This window comes from Exiguobacterium sp. s26 (assembly GCF_018618235.1).
Classification (GTDB): domain Bacteria; phylum Bacillota; class Bacilli; order Exiguobacteriales; family Exiguobacteriaceae; genus Exiguobacterium; species Exiguobacterium chiriqhucha.
Genome location: NZ_JACSLS010000001.1, coordinates 55,770 through 79,050 on the forward strand (window position 1 = coordinate 55,770; position 23,281 = coordinate 79,050).

At 50.9% G+C, this 23,281-nt stretch carries 26 protein-coding genes, 1 pseudogene and 1 other annotated feature; of the genes and pseudogenes, 18 read left to right on the top strand and 9 right to left on the bottom strand.

Annotated features, from left to right (window positions below):
• Positions 1–215: 215 nt before the first annotated feature.
• Positions 216–2,270: a C40 family peptidase gene (locus KNP82_RS00260; RefSeq protein WP_029594876.1), complete on the bottom strand. Its 2,055-nt coding sequence runs from the start codon at positions 2,268–2,270 to the stop codon at positions 216–218.
• A 143-nt stretch (positions 2,271–2,413) separates the two neighbouring features.
• Here KNP82_RS00260 and KNP82_RS00265 point away from each other — a divergent pair, with 143 nt between their 5' ends.
• The 8 genes and pseudogenes from KNP82_RS00265 to KNP82_RS00300 all read left to right on the top strand — a co-directional run bounded on the left by KNP82_RS00265 (position 2,414) and on the right by KNP82_RS00300 (position 7,491).
• Complete coding sequence (locus KNP82_RS00265; RefSeq protein WP_029594877.1) at positions 2,414–2,974, top strand: AAA family ATPase; 561 nt, start codon at positions 2,414–2,416, stop codon at positions 2,972–2,974.
• 351 nt (positions 2,975–3,325) lie between these two features.
• Positions 3,326–4,204, top strand: coding sequence for a hypothetical protein (locus KNP82_RS00270; RefSeq protein WP_214826576.1), 879 nt, complete (start codon positions 3,326–3,328; stop codon positions 4,202–4,204).
• A gap of 438 nt (positions 4,205–4,642) precedes the next feature.
• Positions 4,643–4,759: pseudogene (locus tag KNP82_RS00275) on the top strand (UTRA domain-containing protein); the annotation flags it as partial.
• 131 nt (positions 4,760–4,890) lie between these two features.
• Complete coding sequence (locus KNP82_RS00280; RefSeq protein ID WP_029594881.1) at positions 4,891–5,109, top strand: DUF6440 family protein; 219 nt, start codon at positions 4,891–4,893, stop codon at positions 5,107–5,109.
• Complete coding sequence (locus KNP82_RS00285) at positions 5,109–5,642, top strand: GNAT family N-acetyltransferase (RefSeq protein WP_214826902.1); 534 nt, start codon at positions 5,109–5,111, stop codon at positions 5,640–5,642. The genes KNP82_RS00280 and KNP82_RS00285 overlap by 1 nt, the downstream gene beginning before the upstream one ends.
• 15 nt (positions 5,643–5,657) lie before the next feature.
• A complete protein-coding gene (locus tag KNP82_RS00290; protein WP_029594883.1) occupies positions 5,658–6,362 on the top strand; it encodes an ABC transporter ATP-binding protein in 705 nt (234 codons plus the stop codon).
• Positions 6,359–7,132, top strand: coding sequence for an ABC transporter permease (locus KNP82_RS00295; RefSeq protein WP_029594884.1), 774 nt, complete (start codon positions 6,359–6,361; stop codon positions 7,130–7,132). The genes KNP82_RS00290 and KNP82_RS00295 overlap by 4 nt, the downstream gene beginning before the upstream one ends.
• Positions 7,129–7,491 (top strand): VOC family protein, encoded by a 363-nt coding sequence (locus tag KNP82_RS00300; RefSeq protein WP_029594885.1) that lies wholly within the window; start codon positions 7,129–7,131, stop codon positions 7,489–7,491. Before KNP82_RS00295 ends, KNP82_RS00300 begins: the two co-directional genes overlap by 4 nt.
• Positions 7,492–7,526: 35 nt before the next feature.
• Here the strand turns inward: KNP82_RS00300 and KNP82_RS00305 are convergent, their stop codons facing one another.
• The 5 genes from KNP82_RS00305 to KNP82_RS00325 all read right to left on the bottom strand — a co-directional run bounded on the left by KNP82_RS00305 (position 7,527) and on the right by KNP82_RS00325 (position 9,699).
• The gene (locus KNP82_RS00305; protein ID WP_131471791.1) at positions 7,527–8,036 is read right to left on the bottom strand and encodes a hypothetical protein; all 510 of its coding nucleotides are present in this window, start codon (positions 8,034–8,036) and stop codon (positions 7,527–7,529) included.
• Between the two features lie 135 nt (positions 8,037–8,171).
• On the bottom strand, positions 8,172–8,519 hold the full coding sequence (locus tag KNP82_RS00310; protein ID WP_214826579.1) for a nuclear transport factor 2 family protein: 348 nt from the start codon (positions 8,517–8,519) through the stop codon (positions 8,172–8,174).
• Entirely contained in the window at positions 8,509–8,850 is a 342-nt protein-coding gene (locus KNP82_RS00315) for a DMT family transporter (protein ID WP_214826582.1), read from the bottom strand. The genes KNP82_RS00310 and KNP82_RS00315 overlap by 11 nt, the downstream gene beginning before the upstream one ends.
• A gap of 11 nt (positions 8,851–8,861) precedes the next feature.
• The gene (locus KNP82_RS00320; RefSeq protein WP_214710875.1) at positions 8,862–9,170 is read right to left on the bottom strand and encodes a DMT family transporter; all 309 of its coding nucleotides are present in this window, start codon (positions 9,168–9,170) and stop codon (positions 8,862–8,864) included.
• A 1-nt stretch (position 9,171) separates the two neighbouring features.
• The gene (locus KNP82_RS00325; RefSeq protein WP_214826585.1) at positions 9,172–9,699 is read right to left on the bottom strand and encodes a TetR/AcrR family transcriptional regulator; all 528 of its coding nucleotides are present in this window, start codon (positions 9,697–9,699) and stop codon (positions 9,172–9,174) included.
• 111 nt (positions 9,700–9,810) lie between these two features.
• Between KNP82_RS00325 and KNP82_RS00330 the strand changes: the two genes are divergently transcribed.
• The 7 genes from KNP82_RS00330 (at position 9,811) to KNP82_RS00360 (ending at position 15,520) form a co-directional block, all read left to right on the top strand.
• Positions 9,811–10,383, top strand: a complete 573-nt coding sequence (locus tag KNP82_RS00330; RefSeq protein ID WP_214826588.1) for a zinc dependent phospholipase C family protein — start codon at positions 9,811–9,813, stop codon at positions 10,381–10,383.
• Positions 10,380–10,670, top strand: a complete 291-nt coding sequence (locus KNP82_RS00335) for a hypothetical protein (protein WP_214826590.1) — start codon at positions 10,380–10,382, stop codon at positions 10,668–10,670. The genes KNP82_RS00330 and KNP82_RS00335 overlap by 4 nt, the downstream gene beginning before the upstream one ends.
• Positions 10,671–10,963: 293 nt before the next feature.
• Positions 10,964–11,965, top strand: a complete 1,002-nt coding sequence (locus tag KNP82_RS00340; RefSeq protein WP_214826593.1) for a siderophore ABC transporter substrate-binding protein — start codon at positions 10,964–10,966, stop codon at positions 11,963–11,965.
• Between the two features lie 12 nt (positions 11,966–11,977).
• Positions 11,978–12,982: an ABC transporter permease gene (locus KNP82_RS00345; RefSeq protein ID WP_214826596.1), complete on the top strand. Its 1,005-nt coding sequence runs from the start codon at positions 11,978–11,980 to the stop codon at positions 12,980–12,982.
• Positions 12,979–14,055 carry an iron chelate uptake ABC transporter family permease subunit gene (locus KNP82_RS00350; RefSeq protein WP_214826599.1) on the top strand — a complete coding sequence of 359 codons (1,077 nt, stop codon included), beginning with the start codon at positions 12,979–12,981 and terminating at the stop codon, positions 14,053–14,055. The genes KNP82_RS00345 and KNP82_RS00350 overlap by 4 nt, the downstream gene beginning before the upstream one ends.
• On the top strand, positions 14,052–14,804 hold the full coding sequence (locus KNP82_RS00355; RefSeq protein ID WP_021066414.1) for an iron ABC transporter ATP-binding protein: 753 nt from the start codon (positions 14,052–14,054) through the stop codon (positions 14,802–14,804). Before KNP82_RS00350 ends, KNP82_RS00355 begins: the two co-directional genes overlap by 4 nt.
• A gap of 17 nt (positions 14,805–14,821) precedes the next feature.
• On the top strand, positions 14,822–15,520 hold the full coding sequence (locus KNP82_RS00360; RefSeq protein WP_214826602.1) for a ferredoxin reductase domain-containing protein: 699 nt from the start codon (positions 14,822–14,824) through the stop codon (positions 15,518–15,520).
• 3 nt (positions 15,521–15,523) lie between these two features.
• Here the strand turns inward: KNP82_RS00360 and KNP82_RS00365 are convergent, their stop codons facing one another.
• From KNP82_RS00365 to KNP82_RS00375, 3 genes are all read right to left on the bottom strand, one after another.
• Positions 15,524–16,102 carry an anthranilate synthase component II gene (locus tag KNP82_RS00365; protein WP_214826605.1) on the bottom strand — a complete coding sequence of 193 codons (579 nt, stop codon included), beginning with the start codon at positions 16,100–16,102 and terminating at the stop codon, positions 15,524–15,526.
• Positions 16,099–17,430, bottom strand: coding sequence for an anthranilate synthase component I (gene trpE, locus KNP82_RS00370; RefSeq protein WP_029594899.1), 1,332 nt, complete (start codon positions 17,428–17,430; stop codon positions 16,099–16,101). The genes KNP82_RS00365 and trpE overlap by 4 nt, the downstream gene beginning before the upstream one ends.
• A 56-nt stretch (positions 17,431–17,486) precedes the next feature.
• Positions 17,487–17,710: a binding site (T-box leader), on the bottom strand.
• Between the two features lie 73 nt (positions 17,711–17,783).
• Positions 17,784–18,065, bottom strand: a complete 282-nt coding sequence (locus KNP82_RS00375; RefSeq protein ID WP_051627691.1) for a hypothetical protein — start codon at positions 18,063–18,065, stop codon at positions 17,784–17,786.
• Positions 18,066–18,245: 180 nt separating this feature from the next.
• Between KNP82_RS00375 and KNP82_RS00380 the strand changes: the two genes are divergently transcribed.
• From KNP82_RS00380 to KNP82_RS00390, 3 genes are all read left to right on the top strand, one after another.
• On the top strand, positions 18,246–18,620 hold the full coding sequence (locus KNP82_RS00380) for a nuclear transport factor 2 family protein (RefSeq protein WP_029594901.1): 375 nt from the start codon (positions 18,246–18,248) through the stop codon (positions 18,618–18,620).
• A gap of 153 nt (positions 18,621–18,773) precedes the next feature.
• Complete coding sequence (locus tag KNP82_RS00385; protein ID WP_021066423.1) at positions 18,774–20,096, top strand: Ig-like domain-containing protein; 1,323 nt, start codon at positions 18,774–18,776, stop codon at positions 20,094–20,096.
• 763 nt (positions 20,097–20,859) lie between these two features.
• Positions 20,860–23,271 (top strand): Ig-like domain-containing domain, encoded by a 2,412-nt coding sequence (locus KNP82_RS00390; RefSeq protein ID WP_144060661.1) that lies wholly within the window; start codon positions 20,860–20,862, stop codon positions 23,269–23,271.
• Positions 23,272–23,281 lie beyond the last annotated feature (10 nt).

The window sequence follows — 23,281 nt, forward strand, 5'->3', positions numbered from 1 at the left end:
TGTGAGCTGCAACCATTGCGTATATGAACAGTTCGTCAAAGACTACAAGTTTATTCTTAATGTGTTCACTCCATTCAACGTTTGTCATGAGTGAACGAGACGATTCCCCATTTCATATACGGTAAGAACGCGAGCGTGTCTTCAATCGTATGTTTTAAACATATGGTATCGATAAAAAACACGCCTGACCTCATGTGAGGACAGGCGTGTGTGAATTAAAGGGACTTGTAGCCGAGGAAGTGTGGACGCCACTGCGGATCGTAAATTGAATTGATTTGAAGCATCTCACCACCGGCATGGATGAACGTCTCGTTGTCGAGCATGATGCCGATATGTGACGGGCCGTTGCGATACGTCCCGTGGAAGAAGATGATGTCGCCTCGTTTTCCGCTCGAAATGCTCGTCCGGCGGTTCTTGAAATGGTTGCTTTGCCAATAGCCGCTCACGTTCGTCCGTCCGCCGACTTTCCCGGCTTGGTTGGTCGCGTAATGGATGAGACCCGAGCAATCGAAGCCCCCATTGAGCGGAGACTGCGAGCCCCACGTGTAAGGCGTGCCGAGATGCTTCGCGGCTGCCGCGATCATGCGCTCGGCCTGCTTATTGCCGCGTGATGCGAGTAACGGATCCGATTTCACTCGAATGTCCTGTTTCTTGACGTAAACCGGGCTCCAACTATATTGAATCAAATACGAGTCGCCGTGAAGGGAACGGGGATAGACCCGTCGATTCGAGTCGAGGTAGCCGATCGGTTTTGTATCAAACGGATTCGCATAGAACGGTGTCCGTTTGGCCGTGTGGTAATGGGCTTTGACGTTCACGGCCTTCGCCGCGACCGCCTTCGGCTTCGTCTTGGCGATATACGGATTTAACACGTACACCTTCTTACCAGAGGCGAGTCGGACCTGCCAAAAGTCCGCATCGATGGAGCGGAGTCCGACGAGTTTGGCGCCACGCGCTAACTGACCGGCTGGACGAGTGTAGGCGATATCGCTCGTGAAGTACGGCGTGCCGCTGAGTTGTGTATAGAACACGGTCCCGACTTTCGGTTTCGGGAGTGGCTTGTTTAGACTCAAGTAAGCCGTGGCGACGAAGCGGTAGCTCGTCCCGATTTTGACGCGCGTGTAATAACCGCTCGTCCCGTACGTCTCGATCAATCGTCCGCGATTGAACTCGGCCACTTGTTTAGACGAGGTGGAAGCGGTCTGATACACTTCGACCTCATCGAACTTGACGTAACGTTTCCCCGTCGCGTCATAGAGCGGTGGTTTCTTCGTGCTCGTCAGGCTGGTTGCGACAAATCGGTATTGGCCGCCCGTGAACACGCGTGTGTACTTCCCGTGTGTCCCGTATATGTTGACGAGTGACCCACGTTTCAATGTACCGACTTGTTTGAACGACTCGCTGTAAAGCGGGGCTGATTTTGTGATATAACGCTGGCCGGTCTTCAGTGGGGCCGGCTTGGTCGTGCTCGTATGGTTCGTTTGAACGAATCGATACTGTCCGCCCGTAAAGACGCGTGAGCGGTTCCCGACTTCCCCGTACATGCTAATCCGTTGGCCACGTTTGACGGTCCCAACGATCGTGTTTTCACTCGCATCCGCGTAAAGTGGTGTATCTTTCGTGATGAAGCGTTCAGCTGTCTTGATCGGGCGACTGAGTGTCGCGCTCATCGCCACATACTGATAAGTGTCTCCTGAGCGAATCCGGTAATAGCCATTCTTTGTCTGCCCGAACACGGTGATCGTCTGTCCGAATTGAACGTTACTGACGACCGATCCGATACGTGGTGTGGCGTAAACATTCGTCTTTGCTTTGACATACCGTGTCTCCGCGGCAAGCGCAGGAGCGGTATCAGCGAGTACGGTACGTTTGATGAATCGTGGCGTCTCTCCGACGACGCGAAGGAGGGTGGACTCGTCGCCTAAATCGTAGACGCTCACGTTCGTACCATACGACAAAAACTCGACCGCGTTCCTTGCTTCATCCAACAGGTCCGTTTCAGCGATGACGGTTTTCATGACCGGTTCGACGAGGACCTCGTTCGACACGTAACCGGTTTGTTCATCTGCCGATACGTGGGCATGGGTATCGGACCGATTGAGGACGGTGACGGTCGTGCCTTTTGGTAACACGGTCAAGCTGTCGCTATCTTCCATCGACACGAGGAGTGGTGTGTCGGCCTTGAGCAAGCGTGTGGTCGCCTCTGCAGAGACGGAAGCCACCCATAAAAAACTGAATAAGATAAGCAAACTGAATAAGCGTTTATACATATGTAGCACCTCAGGTCTATAGTTTCATCTGTTATTATATCGACTTAGAAAAGGAAAATGTTAGAAAATGAGGCAGGACATTGTATCTTGTTTACGATTTGCCATGCTAGAATAACAAAAAGCATGTAGAAAGCAGGGGAACCATGAAATTTATAGTCTTATTCGGTCCACAAGCCGTCGGCAAGATGACGGTCGGGCAAGAGCTCGCCAGCATAACCGATTTAAAGTTGTTCCACAACCATATGACGATCGACCTCGTCAGTCCGTTCTTCAGTTACGGGACACCGGAAGGGCGTCGGCTCGTCCAGCTGTTCCGTCACGAACTGTTCGAAGCGGTCGCGAAAAGTGATTTGGACGGGATGATCTTCACGTTCGTCTGGGCGTTCGATTTAGAAGAGGACTGGGCGTATATCAAACAAGTGACCGACCTGTTCGAGTCGAACGGGGCCGACATCTATTACGTCGAGCTCGAGGCGGACATCGAGGAACGGCTCGTCCGGAACACGACGGAGAACCGGTTGACGCATAAGCCGACGAAGCGGGACATCGACTGGTCGGAAGGTGAGTTGAAGCAGACGGCGACGCTGTACCGCTTGAATTCACGAGACGGGGAACTCGACGTCGACAACTACTTGCGCATCAACAACACGCATCTCGATGCGGCGACGGTCGCGAAACGAATCAAACAACATTTCCAGCTATGACGAAAACGAGTCTATTAGGAAAGACGAGTGAGAATCATTGCCATGAATAGAATGATTTTCACTTTTCTTTCTTTTTTTCGGCTTAACCTCAAAAAATCTCTTTTTATCAAAAAACGGCGAAACTACGCCCGCTTCTAAGCGGTTTGGACGAGGACCCGGCGTAAGTGGGTAATGAATCGCCACGACCTTTTTTGGGTATAAATACCTAGAAATTGTAGATGTGGGTAGTTCAATGCAATTACCGAATTTAAGACTAGGTAGTTTGCTATTCTAATGGTGATAGGAATGGATTAAACACATATTCATGAATTAGGATTCGATTGTTATTTATAAAAAAGAGGAGGGTTCACGTTGACATATTTTGTTGTGGAATTTCCAACGATATCAGAAATATATAAAAATAATGTGTTAAATAACCGTTTCGAAATTGGGCGTAACATCTACAACAGCCTTGCCAATATAACCCTCAAGCGTTACAAGGAAATGATTAAAACCCAACGTTATCGACAGGCACTAGAGCTGCATAAGACTAATAAACGTGAAGCGAATGAAGCCTTTAAAGAATTGTGTGAGGAATATCGTCTTTCAGAATATGAGTTCCACAAAGATGTTAAGCCTATGCAACATCACTTTAAAAAAAATATCGACTCCAACAATTCTCAGAAGATTGCTACTCGATTATGGAAAGCTTTTGATGAGTTATTGTATGGTAATGGGAAACAAATTCACTTCAAGAAATTCGGTGAATTTAATTCCTTAGAAGGAAAGACGAATAAAGCAGGCATCCGATACAAGGATGGGTATTTGTTATGGAATGGTTTATCACTTCAAGTCATTTGTGATCAAAACAATTCTTACGAACTCGAGGCTTTTCAAAATGATATTGCTTATTGCAGGGTTGTGAGAAAGTGGGTTCGTAAAAAGTATAAATTTTATGTCCAAATTGTTTTTAAAGGGATACCGCCAGCTAAACGGAATAAAGAAACGGGACACTTCAAACGAACTACTGGTTCGGGTGACGTTGGATTGGACATTGGTCTGAATACACTTGCAATTGTCAGTGAGAAAAAAGTGAAACTGCTGGTGTTGGCCGATCGAGTCCGTTCTTTTGAAGGTGAAAAACGGCTGCTTCAACGGAAAAATGAAGAGAAATGTATCAGCCGTTTTGAAGAATTCCTTTCGAAACATCACATTGAGATTAAACGTTGTAAAAAAATGAATATTATCTAATAAGTAATAACAGGATGTTGACATGCGTCCTATGCCATCACAAAACCCTGCTCAGAGGTTTGATGGTGAAAGTCTAATGGAAAAGTGTTAGTCTCCTATACTTTCGAGTGTCGTTGGAAGCCCTTGTACTTTAGACCCTTACCACCTAGTGGTTAGAGTGTCAGAATAAAGGAAGAAGGATTCTATAAATCTACGGCAGGATGTCACAAGAGAGAATTTTAGATAGTAATTCCAAAAAAAGTATTGTCTAGAATCAGTAGCAAATATTATGCAGAGACGAGAAAATTTCTAAGAGTATGAGTTGTGAGAGTAATTTGGTGTCAGTCGGACGGCTTAACAAGTGCACTCAATCAGATGACGGCGAAGGGTACTCATCCCTCAGTGAGGACTTGGTGCGTTTGATATTTAGGGAAAAACCGACAGATATAATCGTATACGCCGTGTTTCTATATCGAGACGGTGACCGAGGACGCCTCTGGACGTACGATTGAATATTCACGGTCCTACTTTAGAGGGGATAAGACGAGCTTCGTCATCGAGCGGAGCTATTCATGAACACGCCACAATCGGGCGTGTTTTTTTGTATGAATTAAAGGGGTTTCACATCCGGCAGTTATGGATGCGTCTCATTCATTGAAACGAGAAGATCTATTGCGTACAGTTAGAAGTAGAAAGGTGGGGGTAGGATGTTATTCAAAAAGAAAATAGCAGAAGAAGCGGCAGAATCGAAACGGTTTCACGTCAAGTTGACGGAACAACTGCCGGAACTTGGACAAATCACCATCCTCGTCGATACGGACACCGGCGTGAACTATATCCAGACGTGGGTCGGGACAGGTGGAGGCATCACTCCGCTACTCGATGCGAATGGTGATGTTGTGGTCGAGGAAGGGTACCGATCGTGATGTCACTCAGCACCAATCGGCTGACGTTACGGCGGGTGATAGCGGACGATGCGCCACACCTGTTGGCGTATTTATCGAAACCCGAGGTCGTCCGCCATATGGGACTCGACCCGTTCACGTCGTTAGAGGATGCGTTAGAAGAGATTGCCTGGTACGATTCGATTCTCGAGGAAGGGACAGGTGTCCGCTGGGGAATCACGTTGACCGGGCAAAACGAGGTCATCGGCAGTTGCGGATTTTTGAACGTGTCAGCGAAGCACCAGCGAGCCGAAATTGGGTTTGAGCTCAGCTCGGATTATTGGGGAAGAGGTATTGCCGGTGAGGCGCTCCGCGTGGTCGTTCGTCATGGGTTCGCACAACTCGGGTTCCATCGTATCGAGGCGCTCGTCGAGCCGGCGAATACCGCGTCACAACAGCTCCTCGAGCGGGTCGGATTTACGCGAGAAGGGTTGCTGCGAGGATACGAATTCACGCAGGGGAAATATGATGACTTATATATGTATTCATTGCTTGAGACAGACAGCATGACATGAGGGGAGGCGACGTCGATGCACATCATCGAATTTAAGAACGTGAGTCATGGAGACATATTACATAACGTGACCGGTTATTTTCGGGAAGGGCGGATCACGACTTTCGTCGGTCCGAGCGGTGCCGGTAAGACGACATGTTTGAAACACATCAACGGCCTGTTATCACCGGACGGCGGTGCGATTTACTTCAAAGGGGAGAACATCGATTCGATTGACGTCATCGAGCTACGCCAGCGAATCGGTATGGCGTTTCAAAGCGCGCCGATGATCGACGGCACGGTGTACGACAACATGAACCTGCCGAAAGCCATCTTCGGAGAGACGCTCGAACGGGAGCGGGCGGTGGATTTGCTGCAGAAAGTCGACTTGGGCGGCATCTCACTCGATCAACCGATCAAGACGTTGTCGGGCGGGGAACGCAGTCGCGTCGCCATCGCCCGGACGCTCGTCAACAAGCCGGACGTGCTGTTGTTGGACGAGATCACGGCGAGCCTCGATTACCGGACGGTGAAAGAGATCGAGCGGTTGATTGTGAGACTGCAACAAGATTTCGGGGTCACCGTCATCTGGATCACGCACGACCTCGACCAGGCGCGCCGTGTCAGTGATGACATGTGGTTCTTGCGGAACGGGAAATTGGTTGAGTTCGGCGACGCGACGTTCATCGACGAGTCGGACAATCCGATGATCGGCCGCTTCGTGAGGGGGGAGGAGTTATGACGTTCATCGAACTGATGACCTCATTGATTTTCGTCGCCATCCCGCTCGGTTTGGCGTTGTTCTTGAAACTCGGGCTCGAACGCGACATTTTGATCGCGACGGTGCGGTCGATTGTTCAGTTGCTCATTATCGGCTATATTTTGACGTTCGTCTTCGAGAGCGACAGCCCGGTGTTCATGCTGCTCATGATTCTTCTCATGATCGGTGCGGCGACACAGAACATCATCAAGAAAGGGGACGGCATCCCCGGCATCACATGGATGATTCTGCTCACGCTCGTCATGGTCGAGACGCTGACGATGGGGCTAATGCTCGGGCTTGGCATCATCCCGTTCGAGCCGGAGAAAGTCATCCCGATCAGCGGCATGGTCATCGGGAACTGTATGGTGTTGTCGCTCCTGTTCTTGAACAAGTTCAAAGACGAGGTCGAGCGGAGCGATGAAGTGATTGAACTCATCTTGTCGTTCGGTGGCACACCGAAAGCAGCCATCGAGCGCAGTTTGAAGAGCGCCATCCGCACGAGTATGATCCCGACCGTCGAGGCGCAGAAGACGATGGGGCTCGTCCAACTCCCGGGTATGATGAGCGGGCTCATCATCGGTGGGGCCGACCCGATGGAAGCGGTATTGTATCAGTTGCTCATCTTGTTTCTCATTTTGACGACCGCATCGATCTCGGCGGTCATGGTCGGGTATCTCGCGTATCCGCGCCTGTTCAACCAAAAACTGCAGTTCGTCGGCTTGACGGTTCGAAAGGGGAAAACGACATGATTCAAGGCATCCATCACGTCCAAATCACAATTCCGAAAGGCGGAGAAGAACAGGCGCGAGCCTTCTATTGCGGTGTGCTCGGCCTGAATGAGATTGAGAAACCGGTGTCGCTGCAAGGACGAGGCGGCTTTTGGCTCGAGGTCGGCGACCGTAGCGTCCACGTCGGCACCGAGGATGGGGTTGACCGGCTATCGACGAAAGGACATGTCGCTTACGCCGTGACCAATTTAGCGGAATGGGGACAGAAGCTTGAGGCGGAAGGGATTAAGCGAATCATGGGAATCCCGATTCCTGGGTATGACCGGTTCGAGTTCCGCGACCCGTTCGGCAATCGAGTCGAGATGATTCAAGCCCTCTGAATGGAGAGTGCCCGCTGTGGGTGCTCTTTTTTCGTTCAAGAGATCCCGAACAGTTCGGTGACAGCTTTCCAATTGGAAGGATAGGCGTTGCTACCCCCATGCTGATGCAACAGTTTGCCGTGACGGTTCACAGTGAAGTTCCATTGTGTCCCGTCCATCGTGAAGTACCCTTTTTCCTCGAATACTTCAGGCCAGCGATGTGAGACGAGCGACACGAATCGCTCATGGACGCGGAAGGCATCTGTTTCGTTGTACCAACCGGAACGGGGAATCGCCGTGCTTAAGTCGAACTCTTCACGCCAGATGACTTCTCGTTTGACCGCGCCATCTTCAAAAAACGTGATGGTGGACTCGTTATGGACGCCGAAGCCGCCGACCGTGAACGTGACGGTGATGGTCGGTCGTTTTTTACGGATGGCATCGAGCGGGATGGTCGGCTCGAACGTCAATTTCGCTTCCAGGGATGCCTTGATGGCCAGCTGTTCGTCTACGGAACGCCTCGGACGTACGGATTGAAGCCATTGCTTTTTTGTTTGTTGATCCATGTTCATCTTCCTTTCATCTCATCGGATGGGTCGATTATAAGCAAAATGAACATGATGGGTGTGTACAAAAATGAATCAGGTACGACGAAAGGGAGTGTCGATTGGGACACTCCCTTTTTAGGTGACGATTTAGTTTCAAGAAGGCGGAACGATTGTCCCTTGATGGAAACGCATCTTCCATTGGCCATCAACGTTCACCCAAATCGAACTGCGCAAGGCGATGCGCCCGGTGGAGTGGTCTTCGGTCCGATACGTGGCCAGGACGACGTCGTCTTGAACGGTCTCCAGTGAGAAGTCGGATAGGGTGATTTGAATCTCGCCGAGGTCCATCGTGGCGGCAGATGCCGTCCGATATAACATGCGTCCGGAACTGCCGATTTCAAAAAAATCATCCGTGAGTAGACGGCGCAACTGCTCAGCGGAGGTGCGCACGTCGGTCGTCAGTAATGCCCGTTCCTGTTGTTCGATTAAGTCAGCCAGCATGTGGTTGCTCCTCCCGTTTTCCAAGATTCATGACGATGACGCCGAGCACGATGACAATCAGGCCGATGCTGTTCAACGTCGACAGCACTTCCCCGTACACGAACACCCCAATCAGCCCGGTCGCGACCGTGCCGAGCCCGGCCCAGACGCTATAGGCAATGCTGAGCGGGATGGTCTTCAAGACGATGCCCATCAACGTGAACGAGATGGCGAAGCTGATTAAGAGAACGAGACTCGGGAACAGATTGGTAAATCCGTCCGACAGCTTCAACATCGACGTCCCGAGCACTTCGAATGCAATCGATACGAGTAAGATTCCATATGATTTCATGATTTCCCTCCTCATAGTTTCATCAAGACGAGCCCGATGATGACAAGCCCGATGCCCATGACGGTCTGAATCCGGACTTGTTCCTTGAAGACGAGGAAGCCGATCAGCGCCGTCGCTGCCGTGCCGACCCCGCTCCAAAACGCATAGGCGAAACTGAGCGGGATGGAAAGAAGGGCGAGCGACAACAAGTAAAATGCCGTCACGTAACCGAAGGCGACACCAAGGACGGGCAGGCGGCTCGTTGTCGTCGCGTTCAGCTTCAACATGCTCGAACCGAACAGTTCAGAGACGATGGCACCGACGAGATAGACGAAGCCCATGTTACGATTCTCCTTTTGACAGCGCGTCGCACTTTTGTCGGATGATGCGGGCGGCCCGATCTTTGAACGTAGCGCTATAGCCATATGTCAATGCGAACCAAAACCCGTCACAGAGCAGTCGAAGTTCGAGCACACAATCAGCGTCAGGACCATCCGCGGCGAACTGTTTATCCCATCGTTTGGCGGCGTCATTCCAAAGCTTTCCGCTCGCATCTTCTTGGGATGAGATGAAGACGGCAATCAAGTCGGCATCACCATCGCTATAATCGAGCGTCGCGAGGGCGTAGGCGCGTGTGAACGGATAAGGACCATTTAACCCGGTTTGATGATGGACGATCCGATTTTCAAATTCATCGAGTGCCATTCTATTCATCTGCTGCAACAGGTTGGCCTTGCTTTCAAAGTGGTATAAGACGCCACCTTTCGTGATACCGGCGCGTTTGGCTAAGTGGTCCATCGACAGTTGTTGAATGCCCTCGGTTTGAATGATCTGTGCGGCGGTCCGCAGTAACAATTGTTTTTTACTCATGTGTCCCCTCCTAACTATACTGAACGGTCAGTATAGTGAGCGTATCAGACTAGAGTTGGGTTGTCGAGATGAATACATGAATGGGATAATTAGGAAAAGGGGGGAGAGATGATGGGTTCACATTTGATGCATCTCGTCATCGCGAATGAGGTGTTGGCGCATTTGATAGATGTCGATCGCACGGCTTTTTTGTTGGGAAATCTTGCGCCTGATGCGACGACGTCTAAACAAAACACCCACTATTACGCGGGACGGCATGAGGATATGACAAGACGGCTCGACCTTGATCAATATTGGGTGGACAGTGCGGTCGAGAATCAATCGTTCCGCCTCGGCTATTATTGCCATCTCGTCGCGGACGAGATTTGGTTGCAGGGGTTCTATAAAGCCTGGCTCAAGCAAGTCATTACGAAAGACCCAGAAAAGCAGGCGATGTATTATGCCGATTTTGATTCATATAACGCTCGTTTAGTGCAGCGATTGGACGCCTTCGATTTCGACGTGTTAACCAATGCCGCACAAGGCGAGCTGCTGGCACTCATCCTCAAAATCAAGCAAGATGCGAAGGCGAAAGAGGAAGGGACGTATACGATGTTTTTGCCACACCAGTTCGATGGCTACGTCGAGACGTGCATCCTTCGATGTCGACAGATGGTCCAACAGAAGAGTGGGGTGATTATATGATTCAACGACGTTATGCACCGCTTTACGTGACGTTTGGACTTTCTATTTTGACAATCGTGGCGCTGTTCACTGTGAACGGCCGCTTTTTCCCGGATTTGAACTTGATTACGGCCATATGGGTCTACATTGTTCTAGATGTCGCCCTCGTGGCCACATTGATTTGGGGCCTGTTCTCAAAAGACAAGACGGTGCGTGTGTTCAGTCTCGTCGGGAATCTTGGATTGATTGTGCCGCTATCGATTTGGATTTTTTTGTTGGTGCTCGCTAACGGGATTTCGGAAGCGTAATCGGACAAATGAGAGTGACCGAATGAACTCTATTTGCTTAGAAAGTGGACAGGCGTTCCGCTTTCTTTTTTTGTTGGCATTAGATAGAAAGAATAATATTTCCATTTCCAATTTGAAAATTTGGCATTGCGCAACCTATTTTTGTTTGTTATGCTTCTCAATGAAAACGACAATGATAATCATTATCAGTGAGAAAGCGTCAGTATCCATACATAGAGCAAAATCGTGAAACAGTTGCGGACTCATTGACAAGGTTGTCATTTAATAAACAGATACATAGGGAGATGGAAAGAATGGGGAAATGGAAAGCAGCAGTTATGCTCACATCACTCGTCTTCACGCTAGCCGCATGCGGTAGCACGGACGAAACGAAAGACGAAGGAAGTGCGGAAGCCGAGACGGCACCGAAGACAGTTGAAATCACAGACGTACATGGAACAATCGACGTACCAGTCAATCCGGAGAAGGTCGTCGCGCTCGACAACCGAACGTTCGAGACGCTCTCAGATTGGGGCATCGACTTGGTCGCGGCACCAATCGGATTGATTCCAGCGGACTTGCCTTATAAAAACGATAAAGACATCGTAGACGTTGGGATGCACAATGAGCCGAACCTAGAAGCGATCGCCGGCGTGGATCCGGATGTCGTCATCGTCGGACAACGATTCGCCGACTACTACGAAGACATAAAAAAATTAGTCCCAGAAGCGGCCGTCATCAACTTGGACATCGAGCTTCCCGAAGATGCGGGCACGCCAGGAGAAATCTTGGTCAAAGGCTTTGAGACGACGACACGTTCACTCGGCCAAATATTTGAAAAAGAAACGGAAGCAGATGAGCTCATCGCGAGCTTTGAAGCATCGATCGACAGTGTGAAAGAGGCATACGATAGTGAAGACAAGGTGATGTCAGTCATCGTCTCAGGCGGCGATATCGGCTTCTCGGCACCGAATACGGGGCGTGTCTTCGGACCGATGTATGACATCTTTGACTGGACACCTGCCCTCGAAGTAGCGAAAACGACAGGTGACCACCAAGGGGATGAGGTATCGGTTGAAGCGATTGCTGAGAGTGACCCAGATTGGTTGCTCGTCCTCGACCGTGATGCGGCCATTTCAAGCATGGAAGACGCTGTACCTGCAGCAGACGTGATCGATAACGCACCGGCACTCCAAAAAACGAAAGCCGTGACAGACGAAAAAATCGTGTATGCGCCGAACGATACGTACATCAACGAGTCGATTCAAACTTATTCTGAACTATTCAACGACATCGCAGCCGCGCTTTCGAAATAAGGGAGTCACGTTGTGCAAAAACCAGTGACAGCAAGGGTTGAGACATTGTCTCAGCCCTCCTTTTCTAACATATGGACGAAGTCCTTTATCGTAGCAATGCTCGTGGTGTTCATATTGGCGGGCCTTTCGCTCGTGACCGGCGTCTATGACATTCGTCAAGAAGGCGGATCGGACATGTTTTGGATCACTCGCGTCCCGCGTACGATTGCCATCATGTTGACCGGTGCCGCCATGGCGATGTCGGGACTAGTCATGCAACTGATCACGCAAAACCGTCTCGTCGAACCGACGACGACCGGTACACTCGAATGGGCGGGGCTCGGCCTGCTCGCTGTGTATCTGCTCGTCCCGGCTCCGACGCTCATGATGCGGATGACGGGGGCGATCGTCTTTTCGTTCATCGGAACGATGGTCTTCTTCTGGTTTCTGCGCTCGGTCAAACTTCGCTCGTCGTTGATTGTCCCGATTATCGGACTCATGCTCGGGGCGGTCGTCTCGGCCGTGTCAACGTTTCTCGGTCTATTCTTTCAAGCAAGCCAGACGATCGAAGGTTGGTTCGTCGGGTCGTTCGCATCGGTGCAGGTCGGACGTTATGAATACTTGTGGCTCATCATCCTCGTCACGTTCTTCATTTTCATCCTCGCGAATCGCTTGACGCTCGCTGGACTCGGAGAAGACATCGCGACGAGCCTCGGCGTCAACTACAACCGCCTCATCTTGATTGCGACGGGACTGATCGCACTCGCGGTCGGGGTCGTGGCGACGGTCATCGGCAATCTGCCGTTTCTCGGGCTAATCGTTCCGAACATCGTTTCGATGTTTCGCGGGGATGACCTGCGCAGCAACTTGCCGTGGGTGTGCGTCATCGGGATGGGAACGGTCCTCGTCAGCGACTTGATTTCGCGGACGATCATCATGCCGTTCGAATTGCCGGTATCACTCATTCTCGGGACGGTCGGATCAATCGTGTTCATCGCGATTCTCATGAGACAACGGAAGACGGGAGGGGTACGATGAGCACACTTATTGAAAATAAGACGAAGCCACGGGAAGCGTATGATGTCGATGGTCGATCCGTGCATACAGAAGAACGGTGTGCGACGGCGTTCCGTTCGAAACGAGAACAGCGCCGCTACTGGCTATTCCTTGCCTTCTTCATCATCGGCGGATTACTCTGTGCGTTCGGATTACTCGTCTACAACAATCCGGTCCCGTTCGACTCACCGTCGTTCGTCCCGGTCGTCGAGCGTCGGGTCGTCGCCGTCATCACGATGGCGATTGCTGCGCTCTGTCAAAGCATGGCGACGGTCGCGTTTCATTCTGTGACGAACAACCGGATCATCACGCCATCGTTACTCGGGTTCGACGCACTCTACTCGACGATTCAGACGAGCATGATTTTCTTCTTCGGGGCAGGGGCGTTAATCGGTTTTTCGGGAACCGGTGCCTTTTTGACCCAGGTTGGCCTCATGGTGCTCATGAGTCTGCTCTTGTATGGCTGGCTCTTGTCAGGGAAATATGGCAATCTGCAACTCATGCTTCTCATCGGCATTATCATCGGGACCGGCTTGAACTCGGTGTCCTCGTTCATGCGCCGCATGCTCGCGCCGTCCGAGTTCGACGTTCTGCAGGCCCGTCTGTTCGGTTCGGTGATGCATGCCGATGCCGCCTACTTCCCGATTGTCATCCCGATTGTGATTATCGTCGGAGTCTTGTTGTATAGCTTCTCCAATCGCTTGAACGTCGTCGCACTCGGGAAAGACGTGGCGACATCGTTCGGGGTGAACCATCGCCGGAGCGTCATCTTTACGCTCGTCTTGATCTCGCTCCTCATGTCGGTATCGACGGCATTGATTGGACCGTTGACGTTCTTCGGATTCTTGGTGGCGACGCTCAGCTATCAAGTGGCAGCGACGTACGATCATAAGTACGTGTTTCCGCTGGCGTTCGCGCTTGGTTTCTTCGTTCTGACGAGCGCGTATTTCTTTATGTATCACATTCTCAATACACCGAGTGTCGTGTCCGTCATCATCGAACTGTTCGGCGGCGTGATTTTCTTAGCGGTGATTTTACGGAAGAGGTCATTATGATTCAACTTGAACAAGTACAAAAAACATATACGGATGACGTCCAAATCGGACCAATCAATCTCGACATCCCGAAAGCTGGATTCACGTCGTTGATCGGACCGAACGGGGCAGGGAAATCGACGACGCTCATGATGATCGGCCGTTTGCTCGACTTGGATGAAGGTCAAATCCATGTCGCCGGCCTGGACGTGTCGAGTGCGAAATCGAAAGACTTGGCGAAAATCGTCACGATCTTACGGCAAGAGAACCATTTCGTGACGCGTCTCACCGTCCGTCAGCTGGCGGGCTTCGGACGCTTCCCGTACTCAAAAGGACGGTTGACGCAAGAGGATGAACGGATTATCTCGAAATATATCGACTTCCTCGACTTGACGTCGCTCGAGCATCGCTATCTCGATGAATTGTCGGGCGGACAGCGCCAACGGGCGTACGTCGCGATGGTGCTCTGTCAGGAGACGGAATACGTGCTCCTCGACGAACCCCTCAATAACCTCGATATCGCTCGATCGGTCCAGATGATGGAGTACTTGCGCCACGTCGCTGACGAGTTCGGACGGACAATCGTCACGGTGCTCCATGACATCAACTTCGCAGCGAAATATTCGGACCGCATCTGTGCGATGAAAGACGGGAACATCGCCGCCTTTGGTACGGTCGAGGAGATTATGGATGCAGACATCCTATCTGACATTTTCGAGACGAAACTGGAGATTATTCAAGGGCCGTATGGGCCAATCGCAGTCTATTAAAGAAAGGACGGGATTCGATGCAGATTTACTGGACATCGATTCAACAAGTCGTGGAGGAATCAAAAGACACCTACACGTTCAAACTTGAACTGCCGGCTGGCTTCACATGGGAAGAAGGGGCGCACACACACTTCGCGCTCGAGGGGTTTAACAAGGAAGATCGACCGAACCGGACGTTGATTCGCCATATGTCGATCTCGACGTTGCCGCAGGAAGGCGCGATTGGCATCACGACCCGGGTCAAATCGGAATGTTCGACGTTTAAATCGATTCTGCGGGACATGAACATCGGGGACAAGGTCGCCATCTTCAAGACGCATTCGAACGTACCGTTGAAGCGGGAAGGGAAGAACGTCTATCTGTTGTCGTCGGGAGTTGGCATTGCGACGTTCCGTCCGCTCGTGCTCGCGTATTTGGCGAATGGGGAAGGCGTGCCGCACCTTCATTCGTTGAACGTCGATTCCTCACAGGATTATCTGTTCAGCGATGTGTTCGCGTCAACAGCCGCCTTCACGGCCGAGTTCGTCGACAGTCGTCCGGATTATTATCAGCGTGTCGAAACGCTCACCGCAGACAAAGATGGGTTGTTTTATGTGGTCGGTAGCGATGATTTCTTGCATGAGACGATTGCCGCGTTGCGTCAAAGCGGTGTAACGCCAAATCAAATCATGCTCGACAAGCATGATTTTCAATTTGAAGATTTCTTGAAAGCCTAACGTTCAGACCGGGGACACGTTCCTCGGTCTTTTTGAATGGCACAAGTCGACGAAACGCTTGAACAGATCGCGTCCGTTCGGCGTTCCAATCGACTCGGGATGGAACTGGACGCCATATGTCGGGTGTTCGGGATGCTCGAGTGCCATGATGACACCGTCGTGCGTGCGAGCGGTTACGACGAGATCCGTCTCCAAGACGACGAGCGAATGGTAGCGCATGACCTCACTCGGATTCCCATCGAACAAGATGCCCGGTGTCGTCTCAATCATAGACGTCTTCCCATGCATGACCTGCTCGGCCCGTCCGACCGTCCCCCCGAACGCTTCGGCGATGACTTGATGACCGAGACAGACGCCGAGGATGGGGGTGGTGCCAGACAAAGAGCGGACGACGTCGAGCGACACACCGGCATCCAGTGGGCCACCTGGACCCGGAGAGATGATGATGCCAGCCGGATTGAGGTCGCGGATCGCGTCGATTGTCAGTTCATCATTACGGATGACCGTCACGTCGCTGAACCGGGCGACATCTTGATACACGTTGTACGTGAACGAGTCGTAGTTATCGATAAGTAGAATCATGCGAACACCTCCAAAAGGGATTTGGCTTTATGCAACGTCTCTTCATATTCTGACACCGGGTCCGAGTCGTAGACGATACCGGCACCCGCTTGGACGTAGGCCGTATCTCCTTGAACGACCATCGTCCGGATGGCGAGAGCGAAATCATAGCCGCCCCGGACGTCGAGATACCCGACGGCCCCGGCATATACTTCGCGTTTCACCGTCTCCAATTCGTCAATCAGCTGCATCGCCCGAATCTTCGGGGCGCCGGAGACGGTACCGGCCGGGAGACAGGCACGTAACGCATCAATCGGATTCAAGTTGTCACGCAGTTCGCCCTCGACCTCGGAGACGAGATGCATGACGTTTTTGAAGCGCTCGACTTCCATCTGTTTCGGAATCGTGACCGAGCCGACTTTTGCGACCCGGCCGATGTCGTTGCGACCGAGGTCGAGCAGCATCCGATGCTCGGCGAGTTCTTTCTCGTCTTTCACGAGGTCAGCGGCGTGACGAACGTCTTCTTCGACCGTTTTGCCACGGGGGCGCGTGCCGGCGATCGGGTTTGTCGAGACGCGATTTCCCTCGACGCGAACGAGACTCTCCGGGGACGCCCCGAGGACGATCGCCTCGCCTAGGTCGATATAGAATAAGTACGGACTCGGGTTCTGTTTCCGGAGCGTCCGATAGAAGTGGAACGGGTCGCCGGTGAACGTCGCGTCGATGCGTTGGGACAAGACGAGTTGGAACACCTCACCGGCGAGGATGGCTTCTTTCGCCTGCAAGACGCGTTCGACGAATTCATCTTTCCCGGTCAACACCCGTTCACTCGTGCGGACGACAGGGGCGAGCTCGTGTGTCTTCGCCGTCTCGAGTGCCAGTTTGATGTGGTGGAGTCGCTTCTCAGCATCATCATCCCCGGTATCGATCACGATGACCTGCTCCTCGACGTGATCATAGAGAACGACCGTCTCATATCGTTGGAACAAGGCATCTGGCAAACCGCGAGTCTCGCTAGGTGTATTCGGAATCGGTTCATAGACGCGTTGCATGTCATAGCCGATATAGCCGACGGCACCGCCGATGAACGGATAGGGGGCATCCGGCGTGTCTCGCGAAACTAGTTCCGATAACAAGGCGAGCGGGTCGTCCGTGTGCATCGTGCCGGATGCGTCGGTCAATTCGTTGCCTTTGGCGCGAATCGTCTCGACCGGATTGGAGGCGATAATCGAGTAACGGCCATGCTTGCCTTCGGCGCGGCTCTCGAGCAGTACTTTCCGATCTCCCTCTAATCGATGAAAGATGGCCACCGGTGTCAGTTCGTCGCCGTTGATGATGAGTTGTTTCATGTGATCTCCTCCTTAAAAATAAAAAAAGTCCCCCGCCCGACATGTCTAAAAAAGACATGAAGGACGGGGGACCCGTGGTGCCACCTTCGTTGGGGGAGTTCCCCCCCACTCATCGCGAACAATCATTCGCTATCCTCGGTAACGGGAGGACCCGTCAGAGCCTACGTATCGGTCTGAACGCTCAAAAGCCCATTCACGTGAGACACGTCACCGGTTCGCATCGACCACCGGCTTTCTGGAGACGAATCTTCACGCTACTCTTCTTTCTCATCGCGAGTTCGTATGAATGTTATCGTTACTTTAACGGGCTGAAGCAAGAATGTCAATATTGAAACTGTCAGAATGATTAGGGCTCAGGAATGTTTTTCTGTCTGGCGCTCAGTTTTCCGTTTACTGAGAAACGTATAGGCTACGAGAAACGAGGGAATCGGGAAAAGCCAATTCCAAGACGATGGAGAAGTGAGCGTCCCGTAGTACGCGAGGCCCATCGTCATTTCAATTGCGAGATTGAGCACCAACGTGATGAGCGGGGCGATATAAGACTTTTCGAATCGTAATGCAATAAGGACACCGGTCCCGATGGTGAGGATAGGGACGATGACGAGTTGCCAGATGAACGGGTCGATCAAATCCATAAGCATAGTCCTCTCGAAATGGGATTAACTGTATATTGATAAGTATACAGGGAATAGAGGATAAGAAAAAGAATACTACCGATGTGGTTACATTCAATCGAACAATGAAGATGACCATTACAAGTGAGACGACTCGAGCATACGAGTATGTTATGATGGACGCGAAAGGTAGGTACATCAATGGAAACAATCAACTTAAAACAACTTTCTGACGAACGGGCCGAACTTCAAGTCAAGGGCGACCTGGACGCGATGCGCGGCATCATGCATGACGAGTTTCGTTACGTCGACTCGAGCGGACGTCAGTTCGATAAAGAAACATTTTTAGACCAGTTCGTTGACCCGGCGTCTGTCCAGTGGATTACGCAGGAGACCGTCACGTTCGACGAGACGGTGGCTGGTGAGATCGCGCTCGTGCAACTGTTGCTCGAGGAGCGTTTCATTCTCGGGACGAACGCTTACGAAGGCCGGTTCTGGGTGTTGCATGTCTATGTGAAACAAGAAGACACGTGGCTCTGGCAAGGCGGCCAGTCAACAATGATTCATGAGGTGTGAGAACCGTGAACTGCTTTGGGAAACTAAAGCAGTTTTTTTGTGAAATCATTTACCTGATTTATTAAAAATCCGTCATTGTATGAAGTCGAATTATTACAATAGAATTTGGTATTCGACCAATTAACTGTAAAACCTACATAATGGAGGAAAGTCATGAATCATTCATCGTATTTGAAATTGTTCTTAGCCGGTTCACTCATCGTCTCGCCACTCTTGCCGCTCCAAGCGCAAGCAGAAGGATCAACAGAAGAACCACCAGTCGTCGAGACGGTCGACGTCACAGCACCGCTCGCACCTGTCGTCTCGACGCCACTCCATACGTCGAAGTCACTTGTAATTGAAGGAGAGGCTGGCACGACAGCATTGATCGGCATCAACAGCAAAGTGTACACGCGTGTCGTCACGGAAGCGGGGACGGCTCAATTCAACATGAGCCCGCAATCGGTCGGCAAACGGATCTCGGTCAGCTTGCGTGATGCCGCGGGCAACGTCAGTGAGACGACGGAAGTCGTTGTCGCCGTCGATCCGGCCGCACGTCCGGCGACGCCGAAAATCGGAACGGTCAATAACTCGGCTCGTCAAATCGTCGTGACAGGAACGCCTGGCGCGAAAGTGACACTCCAAGTCGGTGCAGCTTCGTACACGGCGCGCTATGACGCGAAAGGCGTCTATCGCCGTGCGACGGTCGCCCTTCCAATCGGAACGGTCATCCGTGCGACAACGGTCGACGCGAAAGGCGCGACAAGCGTCACGCGTTCGACGAAAGTCATTAAAGACGGTGTGGCTCCAGCACGCCCGCGTGTCGCGCAGAGCGTGACGACGACATCGACATCGATCACAGGGACGGCCGAGGCGTATGCGACAGTCTATGCCCAAATCGGAACGAAACTTTACAAAGCGCCGGTCATGTCGACTGGAAAATTCGCGATTAAAATCCCAAAACAAAAACGAGGGCAAGCGATCTCGTTGTATGCGATTGACGGCGCTGGCAATAAAGGCGGCACGCTCAAACTCGGCGTCCAACATGCGCTCTATAACAAGTTCTATCGTTTCCCAGGTCCGGTGACGGTCCACCGTGAAGTGCTCGATAGCTATGGGGAGTTCCGTTATGCGGAGACGTTCGCGCCGGTCTTCTACGGTTCACCGTCGAAAGCGAGCATGCAGTTCTTCCTCAACATCGAATCGGAAGATGGTTTCCTTGAAATGGACACGCTCCGCCTGAAAGTCGGCAGCAAGTCGTATAAAGTGAACCTTGATCAAGACGACATCGAGTACATTGAATACGAGGATGGAACGGTCGCGGAATACGTTGAGTTCAAACCGGATGCGAAGCTCGTCCAATTCGTGAAAGCGAATGTTCGTCCCGAGAACCGAATCGTTGTGACGGTGGAAGGCAGTGAGGACGTCATCGAATGGCCACTCTATGCTGCGGAGAAACGTGCATTCATGGAATCACTCAGTTTCGTCGGTTATTAATCCCCATCAGTTTTAATCGCCCTTCATAGGAGAAGGGCGATTTTTTTTGTTCTCAAAAATAAGGAGCATCGGTGTTGTGTACAACAACAATCCCCGTAATCCAATATCCATTTACTGGATAAAATCAAACACTTCTGCGAAAAGCCCTTCATTTTTTTGTGTATCGTCCATAGGACTCACCTTCAAAAGTTCTATTCGAAAAGTGTAATGATTTATTTATGAATCCAATAAAGCATGAACTGGTAACGAAATGGTTTATTAAAAAACGTTATCCACATAATTATATGGTATTTAATGGTTAATATTTATCTTCTATTGTAAAATACAAAAAAATAATTGGTAATTATATTTTATTAGGTGCATTTATAAAAATCTAACCTGATGACGGAAGTCTGATCTTGAGTTTATTTATTGATAGCGCTTACTTTGTTGATTTAATGCGATTTTTGTTACACTGGTAATTAATCGAACGCAGAATGTTTATTCTAAATAAAATCATGAAAATGCATTATCATTTCCCTTTTTCGCTAAAAATTCGCTTGTTTCAACTGGAAACGTTATGTATATTATGGATGTAAGCAATCTGGGACGATGCATAGGCTAAAAGTCAATGTATGGTTTTAGATACCTGTTTTTGTATGACTCGAGTCCTATCGATGCTATACATAACTCGGGCAGTAAGGGTGTCTGAGGAGTGATCGAGAGGACCGAGAAAGTCGAAGACGCAGAAATCGCATTTTACCAAAGGGAGGATTTAAACAAGATGGCAAACAAAAAACAATTTGTCACAGCAGCGGCAGCGTTTGCAGTGACAGCGGCAGCAGTCGCACCAGCAATGTCGGCTTCAGCAGCAATGCCCGTCGTCAAGCTAGGTTCAGATTATGTACGCCAAGGCAATTTGGATGCAGCGCTTGACAAGAAGTATCACGGATCAGAGATCCACTGGTACAAGTCTTCAGTCAACATGAACAAATTGGGAGTCTTCCAAACGGCGGTTGGTTTCGTCAAAGGGAAAGGCATCAAAGTCGAGAAACGCATTCGCGTCTTGAACTATGCCCAAGAAGTGGTCGGACCGAAAGAAATGCTCGTCTTCGAAAAAGGGGAAGCCGTTTCAGGAATCCGCACACAGCCGGTCAAGTTCGCAGATCGCGTCTATATGAAACCAGGTTCATGGTCTGGTATCGACACATCGAAAGTCGGCGAGTTCATGGCGACTTTCACGTACACGAACAAAGCGTACGGAACGGTCTCAAAATCGTTCAAGTATAAAGTTGTTGAATCAGCTCCGATGGTGTCGAGCGTCAAGTTGCTCAATGCGAAGGAACTTGAAATCAACTTCTCGAAACCGGTAGACGCGAGCACACTCCTTTATAACGGCATGCTCAAAGATGGAACGGTCGAAATCGATCACATTCCAGACGCGCAACGCCTCAAAGGACTTCGCGGCACACTCTCGAAAGACGGCAAAACGCTCGTCGTTCGCGCCGAGAAGACATTCGATGGCCGCTACGCTGTGCTTGCTAGCTCGAAGATTGAAGGACTCGACGGTAAAGCGCTCGTACCGTTCAAAGAAATCTACACGTTCGAAGACAACGTACGCCCGGTCCTTAACGACCCTGAGTACCTTGAAAACAACCGCGTGAAGTTCACGTTCTCCGAGCCGGTCAACGTTGACTCGGAAGATGAGCTCGAGAAGAAACTCGAATTGAAAGATGCTTCTGGCGCTGGCTACAAAGTAGACGTCGACAAACTCTCATGGGACGGCAAATCGTTCATCCTTGACTTGTCAGATGCGCAATTCGTCGCAGGCAAAGACTACAAGTTGACGCTCGTCGGTCTCCGTGACTTCGCTGGCAACTTCATCTCGCCAAACCCAGTGACGAAGATCGTTCAGAAGAAAGTCATCGACGCGGTCAACCCTTCAGTCGTCGGCATGTCTTCGTCGAAACCAGGCTACCTCACAGTCACATTCTCTGAGGCTGTCTACGTGGACCGTTACAACCACGTCGCGAAAATCACGCTCACAAACGGCGAAATCGAAGCTGACCTTGATGACAACGCATGGCTCGATGAGTCAGGCAAAGTCCTCACTGTCCGCGACCACTCGTTCATCGGTCAAATCGACGTGAAAGTTTCTCACTTCCGCGACCTTGCTGGCAACTACGGCGCTGCGTCAACGAAATTGGTTAACTTCACGAACGATGAGATGGCTCCGACTGTGACAGATGCGAAAGTGGAAGTCATCGACGGCAAGAACCACCTCGTCCTCACGTTCTCTGAAGAACTCAAGCATGGTGCTTACAGCGACGGTAAGATGTACGGTTCGTACATCACGCCGAACGGTGTCGAGAAGAAAGTGGCGGCATGGACTGACGCCTCGTATTACTCGAAGAACCAAATCAAGACGCCAATCTCGGATCTTGAGCTTGGAAACTACTCAGTTAAACTTCCGGCTAACCTCGTGAAGGATGTCGTCGGCAACGAGAGCCTTGAGCAATCAATCAAGTTCTCAATTGTCTCGAGCCCAATCGAGAAAGAGAAGCCAACGTTCGATGGCTACTACTTCCAAGAGAAGGACAACAGCACGCTTTACCTCAAGTTCAGCGAGAAGCTCGACCCATCGTCACTCAACTTGGGCAACTTCTTGATTGAAGGCAAGGCAATCGCCGAGAAAGCTGTCTTCACGGATGAAGATCGCGACGTCATCAAGTTGACGCTCAAAGAAGGCGCGATTCAAACGACTGGTAAATATGCGTTCGTGATCCAAAACATCAAGGATGTAGTGGGCAACGTCATGGATACAGTCTCGTTGAACGAGAAGTTCGCGGAGAACGACCTTCCAGGCTTGACGTCTGCGGTCCTCACGTCGAACAACGTATCGGGCGACTACGCGGTCATCACGCTCACGTTCGATGAGTCAATCGCGAAGTACTCAATCGAAGATGGCTACGAAGACTTCAAAGTCCTCGTTGGCGACAAAGATCTCTCGAAATCTGCGACAGTCACAGAAATCATGGGATCGCAGTCGAACCAAGTCCAAATCACGATTGACCGTGTGTTGACTCCGGCCGAGACAGCTCAAACGCTCACGCTCAAACCAGGCGCTGCGTTCGAAGTCCTCGACCTCGAGAACAACAAACACCCATTGTTCACTTCGGTGAACATCGCTAAGTAATTAGCGTTGA